17 protein-coding genes are annotated in these 19,576 nt (G+C 64.4%); 8 read left to right on the top strand and 9 right to left on the bottom strand.

What is annotated here, in order from left to right:
- The first annotated feature begins 117 nt into the window (after positions 1-117).
- Positions 118-1,050 carry a cytochrome b/b6 domain-containing protein gene (locus ACFC25_RS04865; protein ID WP_376044319.1) on the top strand — a complete coding sequence of 311 codons (933 nt, stop codon included), beginning with the start codon at positions 118-120 and terminating at the stop codon, positions 1,048-1,050.
- Here the strand turns inward: ACFC25_RS04865 and ACFC25_RS04860 are convergent.
- From ACFC25_RS04860 to ACFC25_RS04850, 3 genes are all read right to left on the bottom strand, one after another.
- Positions 1,047-2,486 (bottom strand): cryptochrome/photolyase family protein, encoded by a 1,440-nt coding sequence (locus ACFC25_RS04860; RefSeq protein WP_376044318.1) that lies wholly within the window; start codon positions 2,484-2,486, stop codon positions 1,047-1,049. The two genes, ACFC25_RS04865 and ACFC25_RS04860, sit on opposite strands and share 4 nt — an antisense overlap.
- 153 nt (positions 2,487-2,639) lie before the next feature.
- Positions 2,640-3,434, bottom strand: a complete 795-nt coding sequence (locus ACFC25_RS04855) for a PspA/IM30 family protein (protein WP_376044317.1) — start codon at positions 3,432-3,434, stop codon at positions 2,640-2,642.
- Positions 3,435-3,544: 110 nt separating this feature from the next.
- Entirely contained in the window at positions 3,545-5,593 is a 2,049-nt protein-coding gene (locus ACFC25_RS04850) for a TPM domain-containing protein (RefSeq protein WP_337345740.1), read from the bottom strand.
- Positions 5,594-5,881: 288 nt separating this feature from the next.
- Here ACFC25_RS04850 and ACFC25_RS04845 point away from each other — a divergent pair, with 288 nt between their 5' ends.
- The 4 genes from ACFC25_RS04845 (at position 5,882) to ACFC25_RS04830 (ending at position 10,377) form a co-directional block, all read left to right on the top strand.
- Entirely contained in the window at positions 5,882-7,576 is a 1,695-nt protein-coding gene (locus ACFC25_RS04845) for a trypsin-like peptidase domain-containing protein (protein WP_376044316.1), read from the top strand.
- Between the two features lie 248 nt (positions 7,577-7,824).
- Positions 7,825-8,625 (top strand): electron transfer flavoprotein subunit beta/FixA family protein, encoded by an 801-nt coding sequence (locus ACFC25_RS04840; RefSeq protein ID WP_337345933.1) that lies wholly within the window; start codon positions 7,825-7,827, stop codon positions 8,623-8,625.
- A 14-nt stretch (positions 8,626-8,639) separates the two neighbouring features.
- Entirely contained in the window at positions 8,640-9,593 is a 954-nt protein-coding gene (locus tag ACFC25_RS04835; protein ID WP_376044315.1) for an electron transfer flavoprotein subunit alpha/FixB family protein, read from the top strand.
- A gap of 4 nt (positions 9,594-9,597) precedes the next feature.
- A complete protein-coding gene (locus tag ACFC25_RS04830) occupies positions 9,598-10,377 on the top strand; it encodes a PIG-L deacetylase family protein (RefSeq protein WP_376044314.1) in 780 nt (259 codons plus the stop codon).
- 76 nt (positions 10,378-10,453) lie between these two features.
- On the opposite strand, the gene ACFC25_RS04825 is transcribed toward ACFC25_RS04830, so the two are convergent.
- The 4 genes from ACFC25_RS04825 to ACFC25_RS04810 all read right to left on the bottom strand — a co-directional run bounded on the left by ACFC25_RS04825 (position 10,454) and on the right by ACFC25_RS04810 (position 13,625).
- The gene (locus ACFC25_RS04825; protein WP_376044313.1) at positions 10,454-11,320 is read right to left on the bottom strand and encodes an anti-sigma factor domain-containing protein; all 867 of its coding nucleotides are present in this window, start codon (positions 11,318-11,320) and stop codon (positions 10,454-10,456) included.
- A gap of 1 nt (position 11,321) precedes the next feature.
- Positions 11,322-11,930 carry a sigma-70 family RNA polymerase sigma factor gene (locus ACFC25_RS04820; protein WP_337345934.1) on the bottom strand — a complete coding sequence of 203 codons (609 nt, stop codon included), beginning with the start codon at positions 11,928-11,930 and terminating at the stop codon, positions 11,322-11,324.
- A gap of 242 nt (positions 11,931-12,172) precedes the next feature.
- Positions 12,173-12,640 (bottom strand): tRNA (cytidine(34)-2'-O)-methyltransferase, encoded by a 468-nt coding sequence (locus ACFC25_RS04815; RefSeq protein WP_376044312.1) that lies wholly within the window; start codon positions 12,638-12,640, stop codon positions 12,173-12,175.
- Positions 12,641-12,662: 22 nt separating this feature from the next.
- Positions 12,663-13,625, bottom strand: a complete 963-nt coding sequence (locus ACFC25_RS04810) for a DnaJ domain-containing protein (protein WP_337345745.1) — start codon at positions 13,623-13,625, stop codon at positions 12,663-12,665.
- A gap of 320 nt (positions 13,626-13,945) precedes the next feature.
- Here ACFC25_RS04810 and ACFC25_RS04805 point away from each other — a divergent pair, with 320 nt between their 5' ends.
- Positions 13,946-14,629 (top strand): hypothetical protein, encoded by a 684-nt coding sequence (locus tag ACFC25_RS04805; RefSeq protein ID WP_376044311.1) that lies wholly within the window; start codon positions 13,946-13,948, stop codon positions 14,627-14,629.
- Here the strand turns inward: ACFC25_RS04805 and ACFC25_RS04800 are convergent.
- A complete protein-coding gene (locus tag ACFC25_RS04800) occupies positions 14,607-15,536 on the bottom strand; it encodes a DMT family transporter (RefSeq protein ID WP_376044310.1) in 930 nt (309 codons plus the stop codon). The genes ACFC25_RS04805 and ACFC25_RS04800 overlap by 23 nt on opposite strands.
- Positions 15,537-15,576: 40 nt before the next feature.
- On the opposite strand from ACFC25_RS04800, the gene ACFC25_RS04795 reads away from it, so the two are divergent.
- Positions 15,577-16,809: a cysteine desulfurase family protein gene (locus ACFC25_RS04795; RefSeq protein WP_337350963.1), complete on the top strand. Its 1,233-nt coding sequence runs from the start codon at positions 15,577-15,579 to the stop codon at positions 16,807-16,809.
- Here the strand turns inward: ACFC25_RS04795 and ACFC25_RS04790 are convergent.
- On the bottom strand, positions 16,785-18,053 hold the full coding sequence (locus ACFC25_RS04790) for an NAD(P)/FAD-dependent oxidoreductase (protein ID WP_376044309.1): 1,269 nt from the start codon (positions 18,051-18,053) through the stop codon (positions 16,785-16,787). The genes ACFC25_RS04795 and ACFC25_RS04790 overlap by 25 nt on opposite strands.
- Positions 18,054-18,204: 151 nt before the next feature.
- On the opposite strand from ACFC25_RS04790, the gene mnmA reads away from it, so the two are divergent.
- Complete coding sequence (gene mnmA / locus ACFC25_RS04785) at positions 18,205-19,338, top strand: tRNA 2-thiouridine(34) synthase MnmA (RefSeq protein WP_337345750.1); 1,134 nt, start codon at positions 18,205-18,207, stop codon at positions 19,336-19,338.
- Positions 19,339-19,576 lie beyond the last annotated feature (238 nt).

The raw sequence follows: 19,576 nt of genomic DNA, 5'->3' as shown, positions 1-19,576 counted from the left end.
GATATGCCGCCCGGGGTCTTCTTTTTCTTTGATTGCTAGTAGTTCCTAGTATTCTCTTTCGCAGGGCCTCAGATTTTTGGGCCACAGGTCAGTCATTCTCGAGAGGAATGTTGTTCGATGTCCACACCCACCAAAAAGTCCGGTCCTGCGACGGGCAAGCGGAACAAACTCTACTGGGGTGTTCCCGCTGCCTTGGTGGCGCTGGTGCTGGTGGTCCTGCTCGCGAAATGGCTGAGGGAACTGCCGGCCGTCTCTTCGTTCCTGGTGGACTACCCCGGCCATTCCGAGCTCCCGAAGGGCGCTCCGGTGGGATTCCCTGCCTGGCTCGCATGGCAGCATTTCCTCAATGGGTTTTTCCTGCTGCTGATCATCCGGACAGGCTGGCAGGTGCGGACCACCACCCGGCCCAGCGGTCACTGGACGCGCAACAACAAGGGCCTGATCAAAACCAAGACGCCGCCCACAAAGATCACCCTGGAACTGTGGTTCCACCTGACGCTGGACGCCTTGTGGATCCTCAACGGAGTGGTGTTTGCCATCCTCCTCTTTGCCACGGGACAGTGGATGCGGATTGTCCCCACGAGCTGGGATGTCTTCCCGAACGCGTTGTCCGCGGCCCTGCAGTACGCATCGCTGAACTGGCCTACCGAAAACGGTTGGGTCAACTACAACGCCCTGCAGTTACTGACCTACTTCCTCACTGTATTTATCGCAGCGCCCCTGGCCTTTATCTCCGGCATCCGGACCTCCTCGGCCTGGCCTAAGAAGGCAAGCGCCCTGAACAAGGCGTACCCGATCGAACTGGCACGGGCGATCCATTTCCCCGTCATGATCTATTTTGTGGCGTTCATCGTGGTGCACGTGTTCCTGGTGCTGGCGACCGGCGCCCTGCGCAACCTGAACCACATGTACGCAGTGTCCGACGGCGACGGCTGGCTCGGCTTCTGGATCTTCCTCGTGTCGGTGGCCGTGATGGTGGCAGCCTGGTTCCTTGCCAGGCCCATCTTCCTGCGGCCCATCGCGTCCCTGATGGGCAAAGTCAGCCGCTAACGGCCGTCCTTCAGCCTCTGATAGGTCTCCAGCGCCCGCTCCCGGGATTCGGCCAAGGAGACCAGCGGCGACGGGTAGCCGCCTGCAGCCTCACTGTTCTTCCACGGCTCATGGATGTCCTTATCGCTGAGGCCCGCGATCTCCGGGACATACTTTCTTAGGTACCGTCCGCCGGCGTCGAACTTCTTGCTCTGCGTGACCGGATTGAAGATTCGGAAGTAGGGCGACGCGTCCGCCCCTGAACCGGCCACCCACTGCCAGTTCGCCGGGTTGCTGGCCGAGTCAGCGTCGACCAATGTGTCCCAGAACCATTCCTCACCCAGGCGCCAGTCTGCCAGCATGTTCTTGACCAGGAATGAGGCGGCTGCCATCCGAACCCGGTTGTGCATCCAACCGGTCGTCCACAACTGGCGCATGCCGGCGTCCACCAACGGGTAACCTGTGCTGCCTTGCTGCCAGGCTCCGAGCTCGGCCTGGGATGGTTCCTCCCAGGCAAAGTCGTCGAACTCCGGCCGATAATTGCGGGTTGCGAGCTGCGGATTCACATAGAGGAGGTGCCAGCAGAATTCCCTCCAGCCAATCTCGGACCGGAAGATGCCGACGTCGGCCGGCGCCTGGCTCGGAAACCGCTGCCTGAGCGCATGCCACACGCGGAACGGACTGATTTCGCCGAAGCGGAGATAGGGGGACAACCTGCTGGTTCCCTCTATGCCGGGGACGTCCCTGCCGGTTCCGTAGTCGGCCGCCGGGCCGTCCAGGAAATCCTCCAAGCGGCCGTGCGCGCCCGCTTCGCCCGGTTCCCAGGTTTCCGCCAGGCCACCGCTCCAGTCGGGTGATTCCGGCAACAGCGACCACGACTCCAGCGCATCGCTTTTGGCATAGTTGTCCCGGCCCGCCTTGGCGGGGGATGGCAGGGCGGCGGGCGCGTCGAAGGGCAACCGGGGCTCCCCTGAGGCGAGGCAGGCGCGCCAAAATGGCGTAAAGACCTTGTACGGGCCGCCGCTGCCGGTAGTAACGGTCCATGGCTCGAAGAGGAGGGTGGCCTGAAAGCTGGCTGCTTCGATGCCCTCCCCGGCGGCCCATTCCTTGATACTGGTGTCCACAGCCCGTTCCGGACCGCCGTAGCGGCGGTTCCATAGGATATGGCCTGCGCCGGTTTCCTGGACCAGGTCCCGGATGATCCGGGCCGCCGGTCCCCGGCGGAGGACCAAAGTGGATCCGGCGTCCTCGAGATCGGCGGCGAGCGAGGCCAGTGAGTGGTGCAGCCACCAGCGGACTGCTCCTCCGAGAGGCCGGATTCCGGCCGATTCCTCGTCGAGGATGTACAGAACAGTCAGGGGCAGGCCGAGCTCGACGGCCCGCATCAGCGCGGGGTTGTCGTCCAGTCGGAGGTCATCACGGAGCCAGACGATGGAGGTTGCGGCGGGGGAGGACATGCCCTCCACGCTACACACATCCGGGAACGAGCGGCACGGGCTGAGGCGGGGGTGATGCTGAGTTCAGCGTTCAGCGTTCAGGAGACGGCGAAGGCCGGGGTTCGTTGCGAACCCCGGCCTTGAGCCTGCCCGGCGAGCCCGGATACCTGCTGGTTACAGCTTGTCGAAGTCCGCTTCGTCCACCGTGGACTCAGCACCCTGACCGCCGGCCGAGGCACCAAGTGCGGGCTTGCTTGTGTTGCCGGATTTCAGCGCGGCAAGGCGCGCTTCGATCTCGACCTGCTCGCCGAGGTCCTCAAGCTGGTTGAACTGGGCGTCCAGGCTGGAGGCGGCAAGTTCCTGCTGGCCCCTGACCTTGGCCTCTTCGCGGCGGATCTTTTCCTCGAACCGGCCTACCTCGGACGTGGGGTCCATGAAGTCGATGCTCTTGATGGCATCGTGGACCTGCGACTGGGCCGCTGCTGTCTTGGAACGGGCCACGAGCTCATTGCGCTTGCTGGTGAGCTCGTTGAGCTTACCCTTCATCTGGTCCAGGCCGGTCTTAAGCTTGTCCACCACTTCCCGCTGGGAAGAGATACTGGGCTCTGCGCCCTTGGCTTCGTTCTCGGCAGACATCTGGCGCTGCAGCGCCACCTTGGCCAGGTTGTCGAACTTTTCGGCGTCCGCAGCATGGCCGCTGCTGCGGTACTCGTCGGCCTTGCGCGACGCAGCGAGGGCCTTGTTGCCCCAGTCGCGGGCATTCTTGACGTCTTCGTTGTAGTCGTCCTCGAGCATGCGCAGGTTGCCGATGGTCTGCGCCACAGCCGATTCGGCCTCGGCGATGTTGTTGGTGTAGTCCCGGACCATCTGGTCCAGCATCTTCTGCGGATCCTCAGCGTTGTCCAGCAAGGAGTTGATATTTGCCTTTGCAAGCTGCGCGATGCGGCCGAAAATGGACTGCTTAACCATGGTGTTACCTTTCGTCCTGCTCAGTGGTGGCCACTGAAATCAGTGAACAGTTGTTGTACCGCTATCTATCCGCCGGGTGGGTCGTTCCGCCCGGCGCCTAGTCCTATGGGTCAGAAGTCTCCGCCGCCGCCGGAATCGCCGCCCCAGCCGCCGCCGGAGTCACCGCCGAAGCCGCCGCCGCCGTCGCCGCCCCAGCCGCCGCCGTCGCTGTGGCCGCCGCCCCAACCGCCGCCGCTGCCGCCGTTGAGGATGGAGTTGATGAGGATGCCGCCGAGAATGGCACCGCCGAGGCCACCTCCGCCGCCTCCGCCGAACATGCCTCCACCGCCGTAGCCCTGGTTGGCATAGCCGCCGAAGTTGTCGACGTCGGCCTGGGCCAGCTGGGCGGCCTGGGCTGCGAGGGCGTGCGCCTGCTGGGCGTACGTGAGGGCAGTGACGGGATCATTGCGGGAAATGGAGAGTGCGTAGTCCAGGTTTCGCTGGGATTCAGCCAGTCGGGTGCGGGCCTCCGTGCCGACCCCGCCGCGGCGTGCCGTGATGTAGTCCGACGTGGCACTGATCTGGGCTTGCGCGGACATGATGGTCTGTTGCAACGAGGCCTGTGCCCGGCGAGCCTGTTCCTGCTGGTCGCGGATTCCGGTCAGCGCCTGGTCCAGTGCCTGGTGTGCCGTTTCGACGCGCTGCAGGGTAGCGATGGGATCGATCTTTCCGCCTTGAATTTCAGCCTTGACCTGCCCCAGGGCGGACTCGACGCCTGCCACCGGGCCGGCGAGTTCGGGGTGGGCACCGGACTGGATCATGGCCCGGGCCTGCGCGAGGTCCTGGGAGGTATCCACGACGGCGGCTTCAAGGCCGTTGCGGGCCTCATCCAAGCTGGTGGAGACCTTGGAAATCGCGTCGAGGAGAACGTTGGTCTGGTGGAGGCTCTCTTCGGAGGCGCGGACAGCCACTGCCGCGAGGCTGGCTTCTCCTTCAGCCAGTTTCTGCTCTGCAGTTTCCGTGGCGTTCTGGACGAAGGCCAGCCGCTCTTTGGCCTGCGTGATGTTGTCTGCGACCTGGACCAGGGCGCTGTCCGCATATTTGGAGCGGAGAGTCGTCAGCGACTGCTCAGCGTTGGCGATCTTGGCGTCGGCTTCCCGCGCCCCGGCCTTGACCGTGGCGAGTGCCTGTGGCGCGTTCTTCTCCAGCTCGCGCAGTGAATCGAAATCGGCTTTTTGTTCCTGCAGGGAAGCGAGAGCGGCCTCGGAACGGCGGATGATCTCGCCCAGCCAGCTGCGCTGCTGCTCTTCGGTATCGGGAATATGGTCATCCAGCTGCTGCTGGAGTTTGAAGGACTCGGACATATGTCCTTTGGCTTCCTCCAGCGCCTTGGTGAAATTGCCGACGGCGGAATCGCCGTACTGGGCCTGGGCGAACATCAGCTCCTGCTCGCTGGACTTGATCGCGTCATCGGCTTCGATGAGCAGGGATCCGCTCTTGCGTCGGAGTTCCTCCACACTGAGCGAGGCCAGCGGATCGAGTTCGGCACCCTGGGGACCGTAGCTGGCGCTGGACGCCTGGCCGGCCTTCTTGCGTTTGTTCCTGAGGTACAGGTAGGCGCCGGCACCTCCTGCGGCCAATACTCCGGTGCCTACGAGGATGGCAGTGCCTGCCCCATTTTCAGACGGGACATTGCCGCTCCCGCCTCCAGCTGCGTCGCCGATGGCAGCGGCAGCATTGATGGCCGCTTTGGCGTAGTCGTTATTCGCCAGCTGCGGGCCGATGGCTTTGCTCTTGATGTTTTCGATTTGGGCGTTGGTGATTTTGCTGCCGCCCTTATTCAGGACGTACTGCCTGGTTTCGGTGGCCACGGCAAAAATCAGCGCATTCGAACCAAGGCTGGCCTTTTCGGCTACCTGGTCTGACCAGGCTTCCCGATCCGTGGGGTTTTCGAACTTCTTGACGGTGACGACGTGGAGCACCATGGCGTGGTCTGTGCCAAGCTTCTTGATGGCTGCCTCAACGTCGGCCTTGCCGCCGCCCAGCACGCCGGCGGAGTCGACAATCTTCGTCGCCGGATCCAGCGTCACCGGATCTTCGGCCCAGGCCGCGCCGGCGGGAGCCGCCAACAAGCCAGTCAGGCCAATCACGGCGAGGATACGTTTGAACTTTGACCGCATGTGCAACCCTTCAGCACGCCTGACACCGATTCGGGACGAATCAGTCGTCTCAGAATGCAGCAGCGCCCCCACGCGTGGTGTAAAGCCGCAGGTCGCTGTGGCAATTCCTCTTGATTCTATGGTGCACCTATTGGTGCGTCCACAAAGCCGAATATGCCACCAGCGAAACGAAATCGGCGGACCTGGAGCGGTGGCGTCGAGGCATTCAGGAAGCTCCCAGCCAACGTCCGAATTTGTTCCAGCCAAAAGGTTCATAGTTAATGGCAGACGAGGATGAAAGGAAGTCCAATGACTGAGAACCCAACGCCAGGTGCAGCGCCCGAACCCCGGGATCCGCGGCAGCCCGACGCGCCGCAGCCAGCACCGCCGGCCGCTCGCCACCCGGCACCGCTGCACGATCCCGTGTCAGCGGCCCAGGGGGACCAGCAGCCCAATGGTGACCAGCAGCCCACCGAAGCACGGGCGGGCTCCAGCACCGGAGAAAACCCCACCCAAAGGGTCGACACTGAGTCCACAACCGGCTACCCCACCCAGCAGCTTCCCGGCGCCCCCCGTCCGGTCTACCCGCCACGCGAACCCTTTTACGGGGAGCAGAACCACCAGCCCGGCCAACACCAGCCCGGCCAAACCTTCGGCGCGCACAACGACGCTGGCCACAACCAGGCCGGTCCCCACAGCCAGGGCCAGCAGTACCATCAGCCGCAGTACGGCCAGCACGCTCACTCTGCCGGGCAGGGCGGAGGCGGAGTGGCACTGGCTCCGAACCCTGCCGACGCGCCCCGCCGAAAGGCAAGTTTCGGTGTAGGCACCCTCGTAGCCAGTATCCTCGCGGCCGGACTGGTGGGCGGCGGAGTGGCCACGGTGGGTTCGGGCGACCTCTTCGACGGCGGGAATTCCTCCGCTGTCGGCAGCAGCCAGCCAGAAACGGTCATCGTCAACAACAAAGACGACGTCAACGCAATCACCGCGGCTGCACTGAAGGCTTCCCCGAGCGTGGTGACCATCAGCGCCAGCAGTGGCAGTTCAGGCGGTACGGGCTCGGGCATCATCCTGGACGATGAAGGCCACATCCTGACGAACACCCACGTAGTGACCCTGGATGGAGCGACGGCCAACGCGGCACTTGAGGTCCGTACGAGTGACGGCCGGGTGATCGCCGCAAAGCTTGTGGGCACCGACCCGCTCTCCGACCTCGCAGTCATCAAGGTGGACGACGCCTCCGGCCTGAGGCCTGCGACCCTCGGGGACTCCGGCAAGCTCAACGTTGGGGACACGGCCATTGCCATCGGCTCCCCGCTGGGCCTCACCGGAACAGTGACGGACGGCATCGTTTCCACCCTGAACCGGACCATCAGCGTGGCGTCGTCAGCGGCGCCGAAGGACGGGGACGAGTCCGAAGGCGACGACGAGGGCGGCTTCAAGTTTGCGCCACCGGGCGGTGGCCAAAGCCAGCAGCCGACGGACCAGGGCTCCATTTCCATCAATGTGATCCAGACTGATGCGGCCATCAACCCCGGAAACTCCGGCGGCGCACTGGTCAACAGCAAGGGCGAGATCATCGGCGTCAACGTTGCCATCGCCTCGGCGGGATCCGACTCCTCCTCCAGCGGCAACATCGGTGTGGGCTTCAGCATCCCGATCAACCACGCCAAGCGCGTGGCGCAGGAAATCATCGATACCGGTAAGGTTTCCCATGGCCAGTTGGGCGTCAGCGTCAAGGACAAGTCATCCACCTCATCCTCTTCAGGCTTTTCCGTCGGTGCCGACGTCGCTACGGTCGAACCGGGTTCGGCCGCAGCGAATGCCGGCATCAAGGTGGGCGACGTCATCACCCGCTTCAACGACCTCACCATCAGCGAACCCAACCAGCTGACTGCCGCGGTCCGCGAGCAGGCCGCCGGCGCCAAGGTCAAGATCACGGTCCAGCGGAACGGCCAGGAACAGACGCTGGATGTTACGCTCGGCGCCGCAGCCGAGCAGTAGGTCCCCGGAACCTGTTCTGCCAAAAAGTAGTTCCGACGACGGTGGGCCTCCCTGGAAAGGGGGGCCCGCCGTCGTCATTTCTGCGCCATGGGCAAACCGGTTGACACAGGCGTTAACGCGACGTCGCCGGGGTACTTCTATATGGTTAGCTAGGATCTACCCGTACCCCGGGCGTTCCGCGGCCATGACCTCACCCGGCTGGCTATCCACAAGCATGGAAGGCTGCTGTAAATACAGTGGAAGAGACATTGAAGATCATCGTCCTGGTCAAGCATGTACCGGACGCCCAGTTCGACCGGCACCTCAACGGGGAGGGCTACACCACGGACCGTGACGAAAGCATCCTGTCCGAGCTGGACGAATACGCGCTTGAGGCAGCACTGCAGCTGGCCGAGGCCCGGGGCGGCAGCAAAGCCGGAAACCAGGTCATCGCCCTCAGCATGGGACCCTCCGGTGCCGTGAACGCCGTCAAGAAGTCGCTGCAGATGGGCGCCACCGAAGGCGTGCACCTCACCGATGACGCCCTGGCCGGCTCGGATGCCGCCGCCACCTCGCTCGCCCTTGCGGCGGCCATCCGTCACCTCGGCGCAGGAGCCCCCGTGGACTTGGTGCTGACCGGAATGGCCTCCACCGACGGCGAAACCTCCCTGGTGCCAGCACAGCTGGCAGAACGGCTGGGCCTGCCGCAGGTTACCTTTGCCTCGTCCCTGGAGGTCGACGGCGGACGGCTCACCGCGCGCCGCGACGCCGACACGTACTCCGAGACCGTCGAAGCGCCGTTGCCGGCGGTGGTGTCGGTAACCGACCAGATCAACGAGCCCCGCTACCCCAACTTCAAGGGCATCATTGCGGCCAAGCGCAAGAGCATCACTACGCTCTCACTCGCGGACATCGGAGTTGATCCCTCGCAGGTGGGTCACGCCGGATCGTGGACCACGGTGACGTCGGCAGAGGAACGCCCGCCCCGCACCGCCGGCACCATCATCACCGACGAAGGCGACGCCGGCATCAAGCTGGTGGACTTCCTGGCCGCCCAGAAGCTGCTCTAAGAGGGATCACAGACATGGCAAACGTACTTATTTTCATTGACAACCCTGGCGCCGCGCTGAAGAAGAGCAGCCTCGAACTGCTCACGTTGGGACGTTCCCTGGGCGAAACGGCAGTAGCTGTCAACGGCGAGCTCAGCAGCGACGTGTCGGCAGCCTTCGCCGAATACGGCGTCAGTAGCGTCTACCGCCCGTCCGCGCGGGACCTGGACGACTACCTGGTGGCACCGAAGGCCGCCTACCTGACAGCGGCGGCCCAGGCGGCCGGAGCCACCACGGTGCTCCTGGACAACTCCCCGGAGGGCAAGGAAATTGCCGCGCGCCTGGGGATCCGCCTCTCGGCGGGCGTCATTACCGATGTAGTGGCCGTGGACCAGGACGGTACAGCACACAAATCGGTCCTCGCTGGTTCCTACAACACCGCCGCGAAGACCACCACGCCGGTCTCGGTGCTCACAGTCAAGGCCAACAACGTCACGCCCGAGCCCGCTGCGGCGCCTACTGCTCCCGAATCGGTCACGCTTGACGTGCCGGCTGACAGCACCTCGGCCGCCGCGCGCATCACGGCCCGTGAGCAGAAGGTGGCCAGTGGCCGGCCCGACCTCACCGATGCGCGCATCGTAGTGGCCGGTGGACGCGGCGTGGACGGCGACTTCGGCCCTGTCGAGCAGTTGGCCGACGCCCTCGGAGCAGCCGTCGGCGCCTCCCGCGCGGCGACCGATGCGGGCTGGATCAGCCATGACGCCCAGGTGGGCCAAACCGGCAAGACGGTATCCCCGCAGTTGTACATTTCTGCGGGAATTTCCGGAGCCATCCAGCAGAAGGCCGGGATGCAGACGGCCAAGGTGATTGTGGCCGTGAACAAGGATGCCGAATCGCCAGTCTTCGAGATCGCCGACTTTGGCATTATCGGGGACCTCTTCGACGTCCTGCCCCAGGCCACGGAAGAAATCAAGAAGCGAAAAGGCTGATTCTTTGACCGATCCTGCTGTTTCAGCACAGAGCCCGTTCAACCCCGCAACGCACCGGGTTGGGCGGGTGCTCTGTTTCGCGGCCCATCCTGACGACATCGACTTTGGCGCGGCCGGCACTATTGCCGCTTGGACTGCAGCGGGGGTGCAGGTGAGCTACTGCATCATGACCGACGGCGATGCCGGCGGCTTTGATCCGGCCCACCGGGCGGACATCATCGCCCTGCGCGCGGCGGAACAACTCCGGGCAGCAGAACTCGTTGGGGTCTCCGATATCCATTACCTCCATCAGCGGGATGGCTACCTGGAGCCCTCACACGAGGTCATGAAGGGCGTGGTCAAGCTCATCAGGGAACTCCGGCCCGACGTTGTGCTCGCCATGCATCCGGAGCGCAACTGGAAACGGATCCAGAAGAGCCACCCGGACCACCTGGCTGTCGGCGAGGCGGTCACGCGCGCCGTCTACCCGGCGCTGGAGAACCCCTTTGCGTACCCGGAACTCGCCGAAGCCGGCCTGGAAGCCTATAAGCTCCCGTGGTTGTGGCTGTACGCGGGCCCGGAAGAACGGGAAAACCACTTCGTGGACGTTACCGACCACGTGGACACCAAGTTGAAGGCGATACACGTCCATGTCAGCCAGCACCCCGACGTTGAGGTCATGGAGGCGGCCGTCCGCGCCGGGATGCAGGCAAATGCCGGGCGGGCAGGGCTGCCGGCCGGGCGCAGTGCCGAGGCATTCCACGTCGTGGCAGTCAACGGATCAGGAACGATCGCCGGCTTTTAGAGCCAACTAGGTAGCAGCAGATGTCGTTTTGGGCCCTCAAAACAGCATCTGCTGCTACCTAGTTGGGCTCGTGGGCTCAAGTGCTGAGAGGTGCGGCAGCAACTGTGGGGAACGTGGGGGAGGACGAGCCTCCCACAGGTTCCACCGTGATGCCAAGGGCCGCCGCCGAAGCGATGCCCTTCACCACGGCAGGCTTGGACAGCGCCGCTTCGTCCATCAGCCCCTGTGAAACCGGCGCCGAACCGTCCTTGGGGATCAGCCACATCTGGTAGACCTTGCCGGCCGGCGGTGCGGGAACCCCGTTCATCTTGACCACGACGGCGTCTTTGGAGGACGAAATCAGGACTGTGGCGGTACCTCCGGCGGAGACCGGCACCGACGCCTCACGGACGTCTTCTGCGCGGATCACCTGGTTGAGCGGATCATTCTGGTCTGCAAGGTAGGCGCCCACGCCCACGCCGCCAAGCGCGATCACGGCCGCTGCGGCAACACCGGCGAGCCAACGGCGGGCACTGCCCGGCCGGCGTCGATCTTCCCTGCGCTGACGGGCTGCGGATAGTTCGTCGCCGTCCACCGCGGGTGCAGGCTGATGCAACGGTACGGCCGGTGTGGCCTCCGGCGCGGCCGCGGCTGCCTGAGCGGAACCCTGGGCCGGAAGCTGTGCGATGATACGGGCAAAGAGGTCCGACGGCGGCTCTTCCTCGGCAGTGAACGTCTTCGCCAGCGTTTCCCTGGCTTGGCGCACCCGCTCCTGGAATAATCTCCGTTCAGCCTCTGGGGCTGAGGAGATGTATTGGTCAATCGCCGCGCGCTCGGCGTCGGTCACCGCATCAAGGGCGTACAGTTCCGCCAGGTCGACGGCGCGGCCCGACGCGAGGTCGGCCGGCACGGTCTCGCCGAACGTCCCCCGGCTGCTGCTGCCCTGACTATTCATTTCTGTCATCTCAACTCACCCCCAGACAGGTCTTCAATCGGATCAGTCCATCGCGGATGCGGGACTTGATGGTGGGTACTGCTGCATTGAGCCGTTCCGCGACTTCCCTGTAGGTGAGTCCGCCATAGTAGGCAAGCCGAACAGATTCCTGCTGTGTTTCGGTCAGCGTCTCCAGGCAGCGGACCACGGCTTCGGCCTCGAGTTTGCTGCCCACCTCGTCGGACACGGAATCGTGGTCGATGTCCTGGCTGCTCGCGCCGTAGCGGGCTTCGCGGTCTGTTGAGGACTGCGAAGACCGTACTTTGTCCACCGCCCGCCTGTGGGAGATAGTCATCAGCCAGGAGAGTGGACTTCCGGCGTCGGGGTTGAACTTGGCGGCGTTCTGCCAGACCTGGATGAAGACCTCCTGGGTGGTGTCCTCACTGAGTTCCGGGTCAATCAGGACCCTCCGGGCCATGCCAAAAACACGGCGGGACGTCAACTGGTAAAACTCCGCGAACGCGTCCTGGTCGCCCTGGGCGATGCGGCCCAGCAGTAGGGCAAGGCGTTGGCTGACGTCGGTCGGTGACTCTGTGACGGCTGCAGGGGCCTCATAATTCGGCGCGTTGGGAGTTTCCATCACTTCCAAGCATAGGTGTCCGGGCATTGGTTCAGGAGCAGCCAGGCCCAGGTTGCCGCAGGTGCCTAGCAGGCCTGGCAAATCCGTGCTCCTTGCGGCCTCCGCTGCCCTCACCTGCCGCTCCTTGTCCACTGTGGAATGTCTCAGGAGTGATTCGTGCCAGGAAGGGGTGTGGATTGGCCGGTTCAGGAAAAATCCGCCAACCTCTGCAGTGCCGCCGCGATCCGCCTTGGGCGGCCTGGTCAGGTTTTGGCTCCGGCGAATCCTTGCTGCCGCCACGCCTCATAGACCGCGATGGAGGCAGCATTCGCGAGGTTAAGCGACCGAAGCGCTGGGAGCATGGGCAGCCGCACCGTGGAGGTCACGTGGGAGTCGTGTTTGATGTGTTCAGGCAAGCCAACGGATTCTTGGCCGAACATCAGGACATCACCGGGCTGGTAGGCGATGTCCGTGTAGCTGGCGGCCCCGTCAGAGGTGAACGCGTACACACGCTCAGGCTCGAGCGCGATCCAGGCGTCTTCGATGCTCTTGTGGACGGTCACAACTGCGAGGTCGTGATAATCCAGGCCGGCGCGGCGGAGCTTGGCATCAGAAAAATCGAACCCCAGGGGTTCCACCAGGTGCAGCTCGGCACCGGTAATGGCTGCGAGCCGGATGGCATTGCCGGTGTTGCCCGGAATTTCGGGGGAGTGGAAGAGGATGCGGAACACCATCCCATCCTAGCTACTGCGGTCAGTGCATGCCCCGCAGAAGCCTGGCAAGCACTGACACATTGACGGTGTTGGGTACCGGGCCTGAGGAGAGGAACTGCTTGAGGCCGCGGACCAGCCCGGCAGCGTTTACTACCTGGACCGTCTCGAGGGCATCCGCGGACCTTCTGTGGCGGTCGATCACGGGCTCATGCAGGTTCCCGTCGGGGCTGTGCACAACGGTCCAGCCGGTGACGTTCATTTCAGGGAAGATGTCCTGCATTGCGCGGACAACGTGCGCCAACTGTGGAGGAGGGATGGAACGCCCACCATGGTTTAGGGTCCTGCCGTCCCAGGCGTACGCTCCTTTGGGCAGAAGCATGGAACCGATAACCGCCAGGCGGTAGCCGGACAGCAGCACATGGTCGATGTGGCTGTTGTCAGCCGGTGACTGTAACCCGTTGATCAGCCGTGCGGCCGGTATGGCAGGCAGGATCTGCCTGCTGATGAGCTGAACGGTCCGCATTTCGCGCTGGATGCGGGCATCGGCTCCGAAGATGCCGCGCTTCCTTGGCATGCCGTGCACCTGTTGGCTGGCCTGGACGAGCGGAATGAGCGGGACCGCGCCGGCCCGCTCGAATGCGGCCGGGTCGTAGGGCGGGATGTAGACAGGGGCGTCGCCGGCTGTGTTGCGCGGCGTGTTGGGACGGTGGACCGTGGCTGACGCGTGGCTTCCGGCGGCCGGCGCGTCAAAGTGCGGACCGGCATCGGCGTTGCCCGAATCGCCCCCGGTCCCGGCCGCGTAGGAGCGGTCGTAGGCGCTTCTGCGCTTGGGATCGATGAGTGTTTCGTAGGCTGCGGTGACGCGGCGGAAGGCGGCAGCGTCACCGCCGTGATCGGGATGAGCCTTGCGGGCCGCACGGCGGTAAGCAACTTTGATCTCTTTATCAGTGGCTGTCACGGCGATACGGAGCACCTGGTAATGGGAGTTGCTGCTCTCGGTCAAGCACTTGTCCTTTTGTTGGTGTGGCCAGTCCACAGCGGCGGGGAGGGCCCATAGTCAGGTAGGCCCAGTTTAACGGCCCATTCTGACAACGTCCGCGCCGGCAGTTGAGGTTCCCGTGGCTGGCATCATCGGCGCCAGTGGATGTGGATTACGCCTGATGCGCGGCCCGACGGCGGATCCTGGCGTAGCTGCCAGGGCCTGGTCCGCAGTCGGGCCTGTTTCCTTTCCGCACTGAAGGACCGCCGCGACGTTTAGACTCTTTGAGGGGCGGAGCGAAGTACGCCCGAGGCGCCGGACAGCCGGCCAGGCATTGGGGTGGAATGAAATCACGGGGGACCACAGCAACGTCCGCGACGACGCTGCTCACCGCATCTTTGTTGGGTGCCGCAGTACTGGGCGGCTGCAGTATTGACATCCAGGACCCGTCCGCCCCCAGGGTGGAACACTCGACCCCCGGACTGGCCACCCCCACCATCACCCCGGGCCATGACGCCGAGGCGGTGGCAGCCAAGGACCTTCCCTTGGCCGCCGGCGGGACACTGGCGCCCGGAACTCCTGTGGGCATTTCCGACGGGCTGAAAGACGCGCCGGGCTGGAAGCCAGTCAAGGAAAACGTCGCGGGGGAGAGCCAGTATGCCAAGAGCGATGGCTGCCTCGTCGCCGCGAAGGTGCGGACGAACCAGACCCCTCTGGTCGCCACTGATGACCGGGCCTCCACAGTTGGCCTCTTCGCCTACCTTGATCCGAGCATCCTCCCTGAATACCTCAAGACGGATACCCTGCGCTGGGGCGGAGAGCCGGACAAGCCCGGCCCCCGTGTTGAGGTGCTCGTGCTGGAGCAGCCAGTTGCGCCGGGAGCGAAGGCGACGGCCGTCATGGCCCGTTTGTTTAGTATTCCGGCCTCGTCCGTCTACATTTCGGTTTCGTGCCCCGACGCGTCCACGCTGGCAGCGGCGCGACAGGACGTGGCCGCCCGCCTGATCATCGTTCCCCCATCCACTTGAGCCCTCTCTCTTTTCCTGGCTTGATGCCAGGGGATCTTCGGGAGGGACATGCGCTGGTGAGCATAACGCCGCCGACCACCAGCAGGCCGCCCAGGATTTGGGGCAAACTGATGGCCGCGCCCAACAGGACAGTGATGACGGCCGTAAAAACCACCATGAGGTTGAGGTAGTTGCCCGCCGTCCCAGGGGCAGTCGTCTTGAGGGCCAGGTTCCACAGGAGGTAGGCGCCGAGAGAGGGGAAGACCGCGATGTAAGCCAATGACCAACTGCCGGCTGCCGTCCCGGGCAGCTGTGCTCCTGTTGCCACGGCGACCGGAGCAAGGACCACAGTGGCCATCGCAACCTGAACTGCCGTAGCGGAGATCGCAGGGACCGGCAGGCGGCGGGCGATGATGGTGTAGAAACTCCACACGGCAACAGCGCCCAGCATCAGGAGTTCGCCCAGGTTGAAAGAAAACCTCAGCAACCGCTGGAAGTCACCGCCGGTCAGGACCAGCAGAACCCCGGAAAGCCCCAATCCGATGCCTCCCCAGCCGAGGACGCCGGGCCGGTCGCCGAGCACCACTGCAGCCAGGACAACGATCAGCGCAGGGTTGGCCGCCGTGATGAGCGAGGCATTCAAGGCGGATGTGTGCAGCAGTGCGGTGTAAAGAAGCAGCGTGTAGCCCCCCATGCCAAGGAAGCTAAGGAGCAGCAGCGTGGGCCAGTATCGCAGGACAGCCCGCCAATCGGGGCGGTCCACTATCTGGGCCAAGGCCAATAACGGGAGGGCAGCGAACGCCCAGCGCCAGAAGGTCAGTTCCACTGGAGTCATCGACGTCACCGCTGCCTGTCCCACCACAAAGTTCCCGGACCAGAAGAGCGTGGCCAGGACAAGGAAGATGGAGGCTTTGGGGGACGTTTTCACCGCTCGAATCTATACCAGGGACGGCGGCTAGAATTGATGGGTGCCCGTTTACCTCGATCATGCAGCCACCACGCCCCTCTCCGCAGAGGCGCTGGCTGCCCTGACCCGGGAGCTGGCCCGCACCGGCAACCCGTCTTCCCTCCACGGTTCCGGCCGCCGGGCGCGCAGATCAGTTGAAGACGCCCGGGAAACCCTTGCCGCAGCCGCCGGGGCGCACCCCTCCGAAGTCATTTTCACGTCCGGCGGTACGGAGGCCGACAACCTGGCCGTCAAGGGCCTGTTCTGGTCCCGATCGGGTGAGAACCCCGCCCGGCGGCGCATTCTGTGTTCCGCCGTCGAGCATCATGCCGTGCTGGACACCGTGGAATGGCTGGAACGGCATGAAGGTGCTGTGGTCACCTGGCTCCCGGTGGACGGCGACGGCGTCGTTGACCTTGCGGTCCTCAAAGCAGAACTGGCGCGGGAACCGGAAACCATTGCGCTGGTGACCGTAATGTGGGCAAACAACGAGGTGGGCAGCATCCAGCCCATCCCGGAAATCGTTGAGCTGGCCCACGCAGCCGGCGTGCCGGTCCATTCGGACGCAGTCCAGGCTTTTGGCTCGCTGCCCATTAATTTCAAGGCGTCAGGGCTGGATGCGATGTCCGTTTCCGGCCATAAGATCGGCGGGCCCGTTGGGGTTGGGGCATTGTTGCTGGGACGTGCAGTCAAGCTGACCCCCGTGCAGCATGGCGGCGGCCAGGAGCGGGACGTCCGCTCCGGAACCCTGGACACTGCTTCCATCGCCGCCTTCGCTGCGGCGGCCGAAGCCGTAACCGTCAGCCTTCCCGAGGAATCAGCCAGGATCACAGCACTCCGCGACCGGCTCATCGACGGCGTCCGGCGGTCCATCCCGGAAGCCGTCCTTCGGGGAGCCCCTGATGGGGGACGGCTACCCGGCAATGCGCATTTCACCTTCCCCGGCTGTGAAGGCGACTCCCTGCTCTTCCTTTTGGACCTCGCCGGGGTGGAATCGTCCACCGGATCTGCCTGCACAGCCGGAGTACCGCGGCCCTCGCACGTGCTCCTCGCCATGGGACTGGACGAGGAAACCGCCCGCGGCGCGCAGCGGTTCAGCCTGGGCCACACGTCAACGGAAGCAGATGTTGACGCGCTCCTTGCGGCACTGCCGGATGCCTATTCCAGGGCTCGGGCGGCCGGGATGGCCGGGCACGAATCCTCCATCCAAACCGCAGGGACAGTGGCTCGTCAGGCCTCCGGCAGGAGCACCTGATCCAGGCCAGTTGAGGCGTCTGCAAGCCGCTCGGGCCCCACGGGGTGGCGGCCCGAGATGAGGGCCTTGATGACCTTCTGCGCGCCGGGGCCCTCCGTGCGGGGCCAGTTGACGCTCATGCCGGCCACCACGCGGGAGTCGCGCTGCCAGAACGCGATGAATTCCTTGTCCTCCAGCGAACCCCGGATCACCGGTTCCGTGCCGGTTGCCAGAGCGGGGAAGCCTGAGTATTCCATGCTGACCTCGAACTGGTCCGTGTAGAAGTACGGGATGGTGCTGTGCGTGGCGTCCTGGCCCAGCATCGCCCGGGCTGCCACCTTGCCGCCGTTCAGGGCGTTGGACCAGTGCTCGCTGCGGTAGTGCTCTCCGGTGAACGGGTGCAGGGCGTTGGCAACGTCTCCTGCCGCGAAGATCCCCGGAACGCTCGTCCGCAGGGACGCGTCGGTGAGGATGCCGTTGTCTACTTTCAGCCCCGCAGTGTGTGCGAGACCGACGGCGGGTTCAACTCCCACGGCAATCACCACAACATCGGCAGGCAGGACTTCCCCGCTGTCAGTGACCACTGCAGAGACGGCGCCGTCGGAACCCCTGAGTTCGTGGGCTGACGCCGGAAGCCTAAAGTCCACGCCATGGGCTTCATGAAGCGATCGGAAGAACCGGCCCAACTCCGGGCCGATCGCGGCGGCCAGCGGAACGTCCTCCAAGCCGAGCAACGTGACGTTGTTGCCATATGTAGCCGCGGCTGCTGCCAGTTCCATGCCTATCCAGCCGGAGCCGATCATCACTACGTTCTTTCCGCCCTGGTCCAGGGACTTCCGCAGCCAGCGGCTGTCATCAAGGGTGCGGAACGTGGTGACCCCTGATAACTCGCTCCCCGGCAGCGGAATGGTGCGCGGTACCGCGCCAGTGGCCAGCAGCAGCGACTGGTACGGCAGTGCCGTTCCGTCGTTCAGCAACACCGTGCCCGCGTCCGGCCGTATACCGGTGACGGACGCGCCAAGGCGGAGGTCGACGTCGTTCTCCTCGTACCAGTCCCGCGGCACCACCGCGGCTTTGTCTTCGCCTTCCTTGCCCAGCAGGTAGTCCTTCGAGAGGGGCGGGCGAATATAGGGGTTGTGGCCTTCGCTGCCAATCAGGATGACGGGGCCGGAGTATCCCTCGGACCGGAGCGTCCGCGCAGCAGTGGCACCGGCCAGGCCTGCCCCTACGATCACGATGTTTCCGTCAACCTGTCCTGCTGCCATGGTGCCTGCGCCTCCTGGGTTCGGTAGCTCAACTATGGCCGAACCTTGCAGGCATTAGAATAGGTAAGCGTGCATTGTGTTTCCCAGCGATGCAGCCAGGCTCCCAAAGCCACACAACCCCAAACACACTTCCACCAAACGGAAAGCCAGCATGCGAGTTCTAGCAGCCATGAGCGGCGGAGTCGACTCCGCCGTTGCCGCAGCACGTGCCGTCGAGGCCGGCCACGACGTCGTCGGTGTCCACTTGGCGCTCTCCAGGATGCCCGGCACGCTGCGGACAGGCAGCCGCGGCTGCTGCACCATCGAAGACTCCCGCGACGCCTGGCGGGCGTGCGACGTGCTCGGGATCCCGTACTACGTGTGGGATTTCTCCGAACGTTTCAAGGAGGATGTGGTCCAGGACTTCATCGACGAGTACGCTGCGGGCCGCACCCCAAATCCTTGCATGCGCTGCAATGAGCGCATCAAGTTCGCGGCGTTGCTGGAAAAGGCCATCGCCCTGGGCTTCGATGCTGTCTGCACCGGCCATTACGCCAAAGTCATCGAAGACACTGACGGTAACCCCGAACTGCACCGCGCAGCAGACTGGGCCAAGGACCAGAGCTACGTCCTCGGTGTCCTGACCCATGAGCAGCTCAAGCACTCCATGTTCCCGCTGGCCGACACTCCGTCGAAGGCCGAAGTCCGTGCCGAAGCAGAACGCCGCGGATTGTCCGTGGCAAACAAACCGGACAGCCACGACATCTGCTTCATTCCCGACGGCGACACCGCAGGCTGGCTGGCGGAAAAGATCGAGATGACCACCGGGGACATCGTTGATGAAACCGGCACCAAGGTAGGCCAGCACCCCGGTGCCAACGCCTTTACCGTAGGCCAGCGGAGGGGCTTGAAGTTGGGCACCCCTGCCGCCGACGGGAAGCCGCGCTTTGTGCTGGAGATCCGGCCGAAGGAAAACAAGGTCGTGGTGGGACCGGAGGCACTCTTGGCCATCGACGAGATCCGTGGAATCAAGGTCTCATGGGCCGGTCTTCCCATCGCGGAAATAGCCACGGGTGAGGACTTCGACTGCTACGCCCAGGTACGCGCGCATGGTGACCCCGTTCCGGCGACCGCCCGGATGGAAGCACCTGGGGCCGGCGAAGTTTCGGGGCAACTGGTAGTGACCCTCACGGAGCCGCTGCGCGGCGTCGCCCCCGGGCAGACGGTAGTCCTGTACCAGGGCACCCGAGTGCTGGGCCAGGCCACCATTGACGCCGCCCGTTCGTTGCAGCGCGCGCAATTGTAGCCTGCCCTAGCCGGCGCAAATCTTCGGTAGAGGCCCCACCCGCCACGCGGGTTGGGGCCTCACACGCATTAAAGTGAGAGCGCGAACCCATTCAGGTAAATTTTGTGTCTCAACTCACAAAATGAATCGATTCACAACAGCTTGGTCTGATTGAATCTAGGCATCAGGACAGCGCGCTGCCCGCTCAAGCAAATACACCCATTAGCGGGCGGCGAGCGCGTACTCATCGAACAGAAAG

It is taken from the genome of Pseudarthrobacter sp. NPDC055928 (genome assembly GCF_042270935.1).
Lineage (GTDB): Bacteria > Actinomycetota > Actinomycetes > Actinomycetales > Micrococcaceae > Arthrobacter.
Note: the sequence above shows the minus strand (reverse complement) of the source record. Positions and strands in the feature narration are given on the sequence as shown.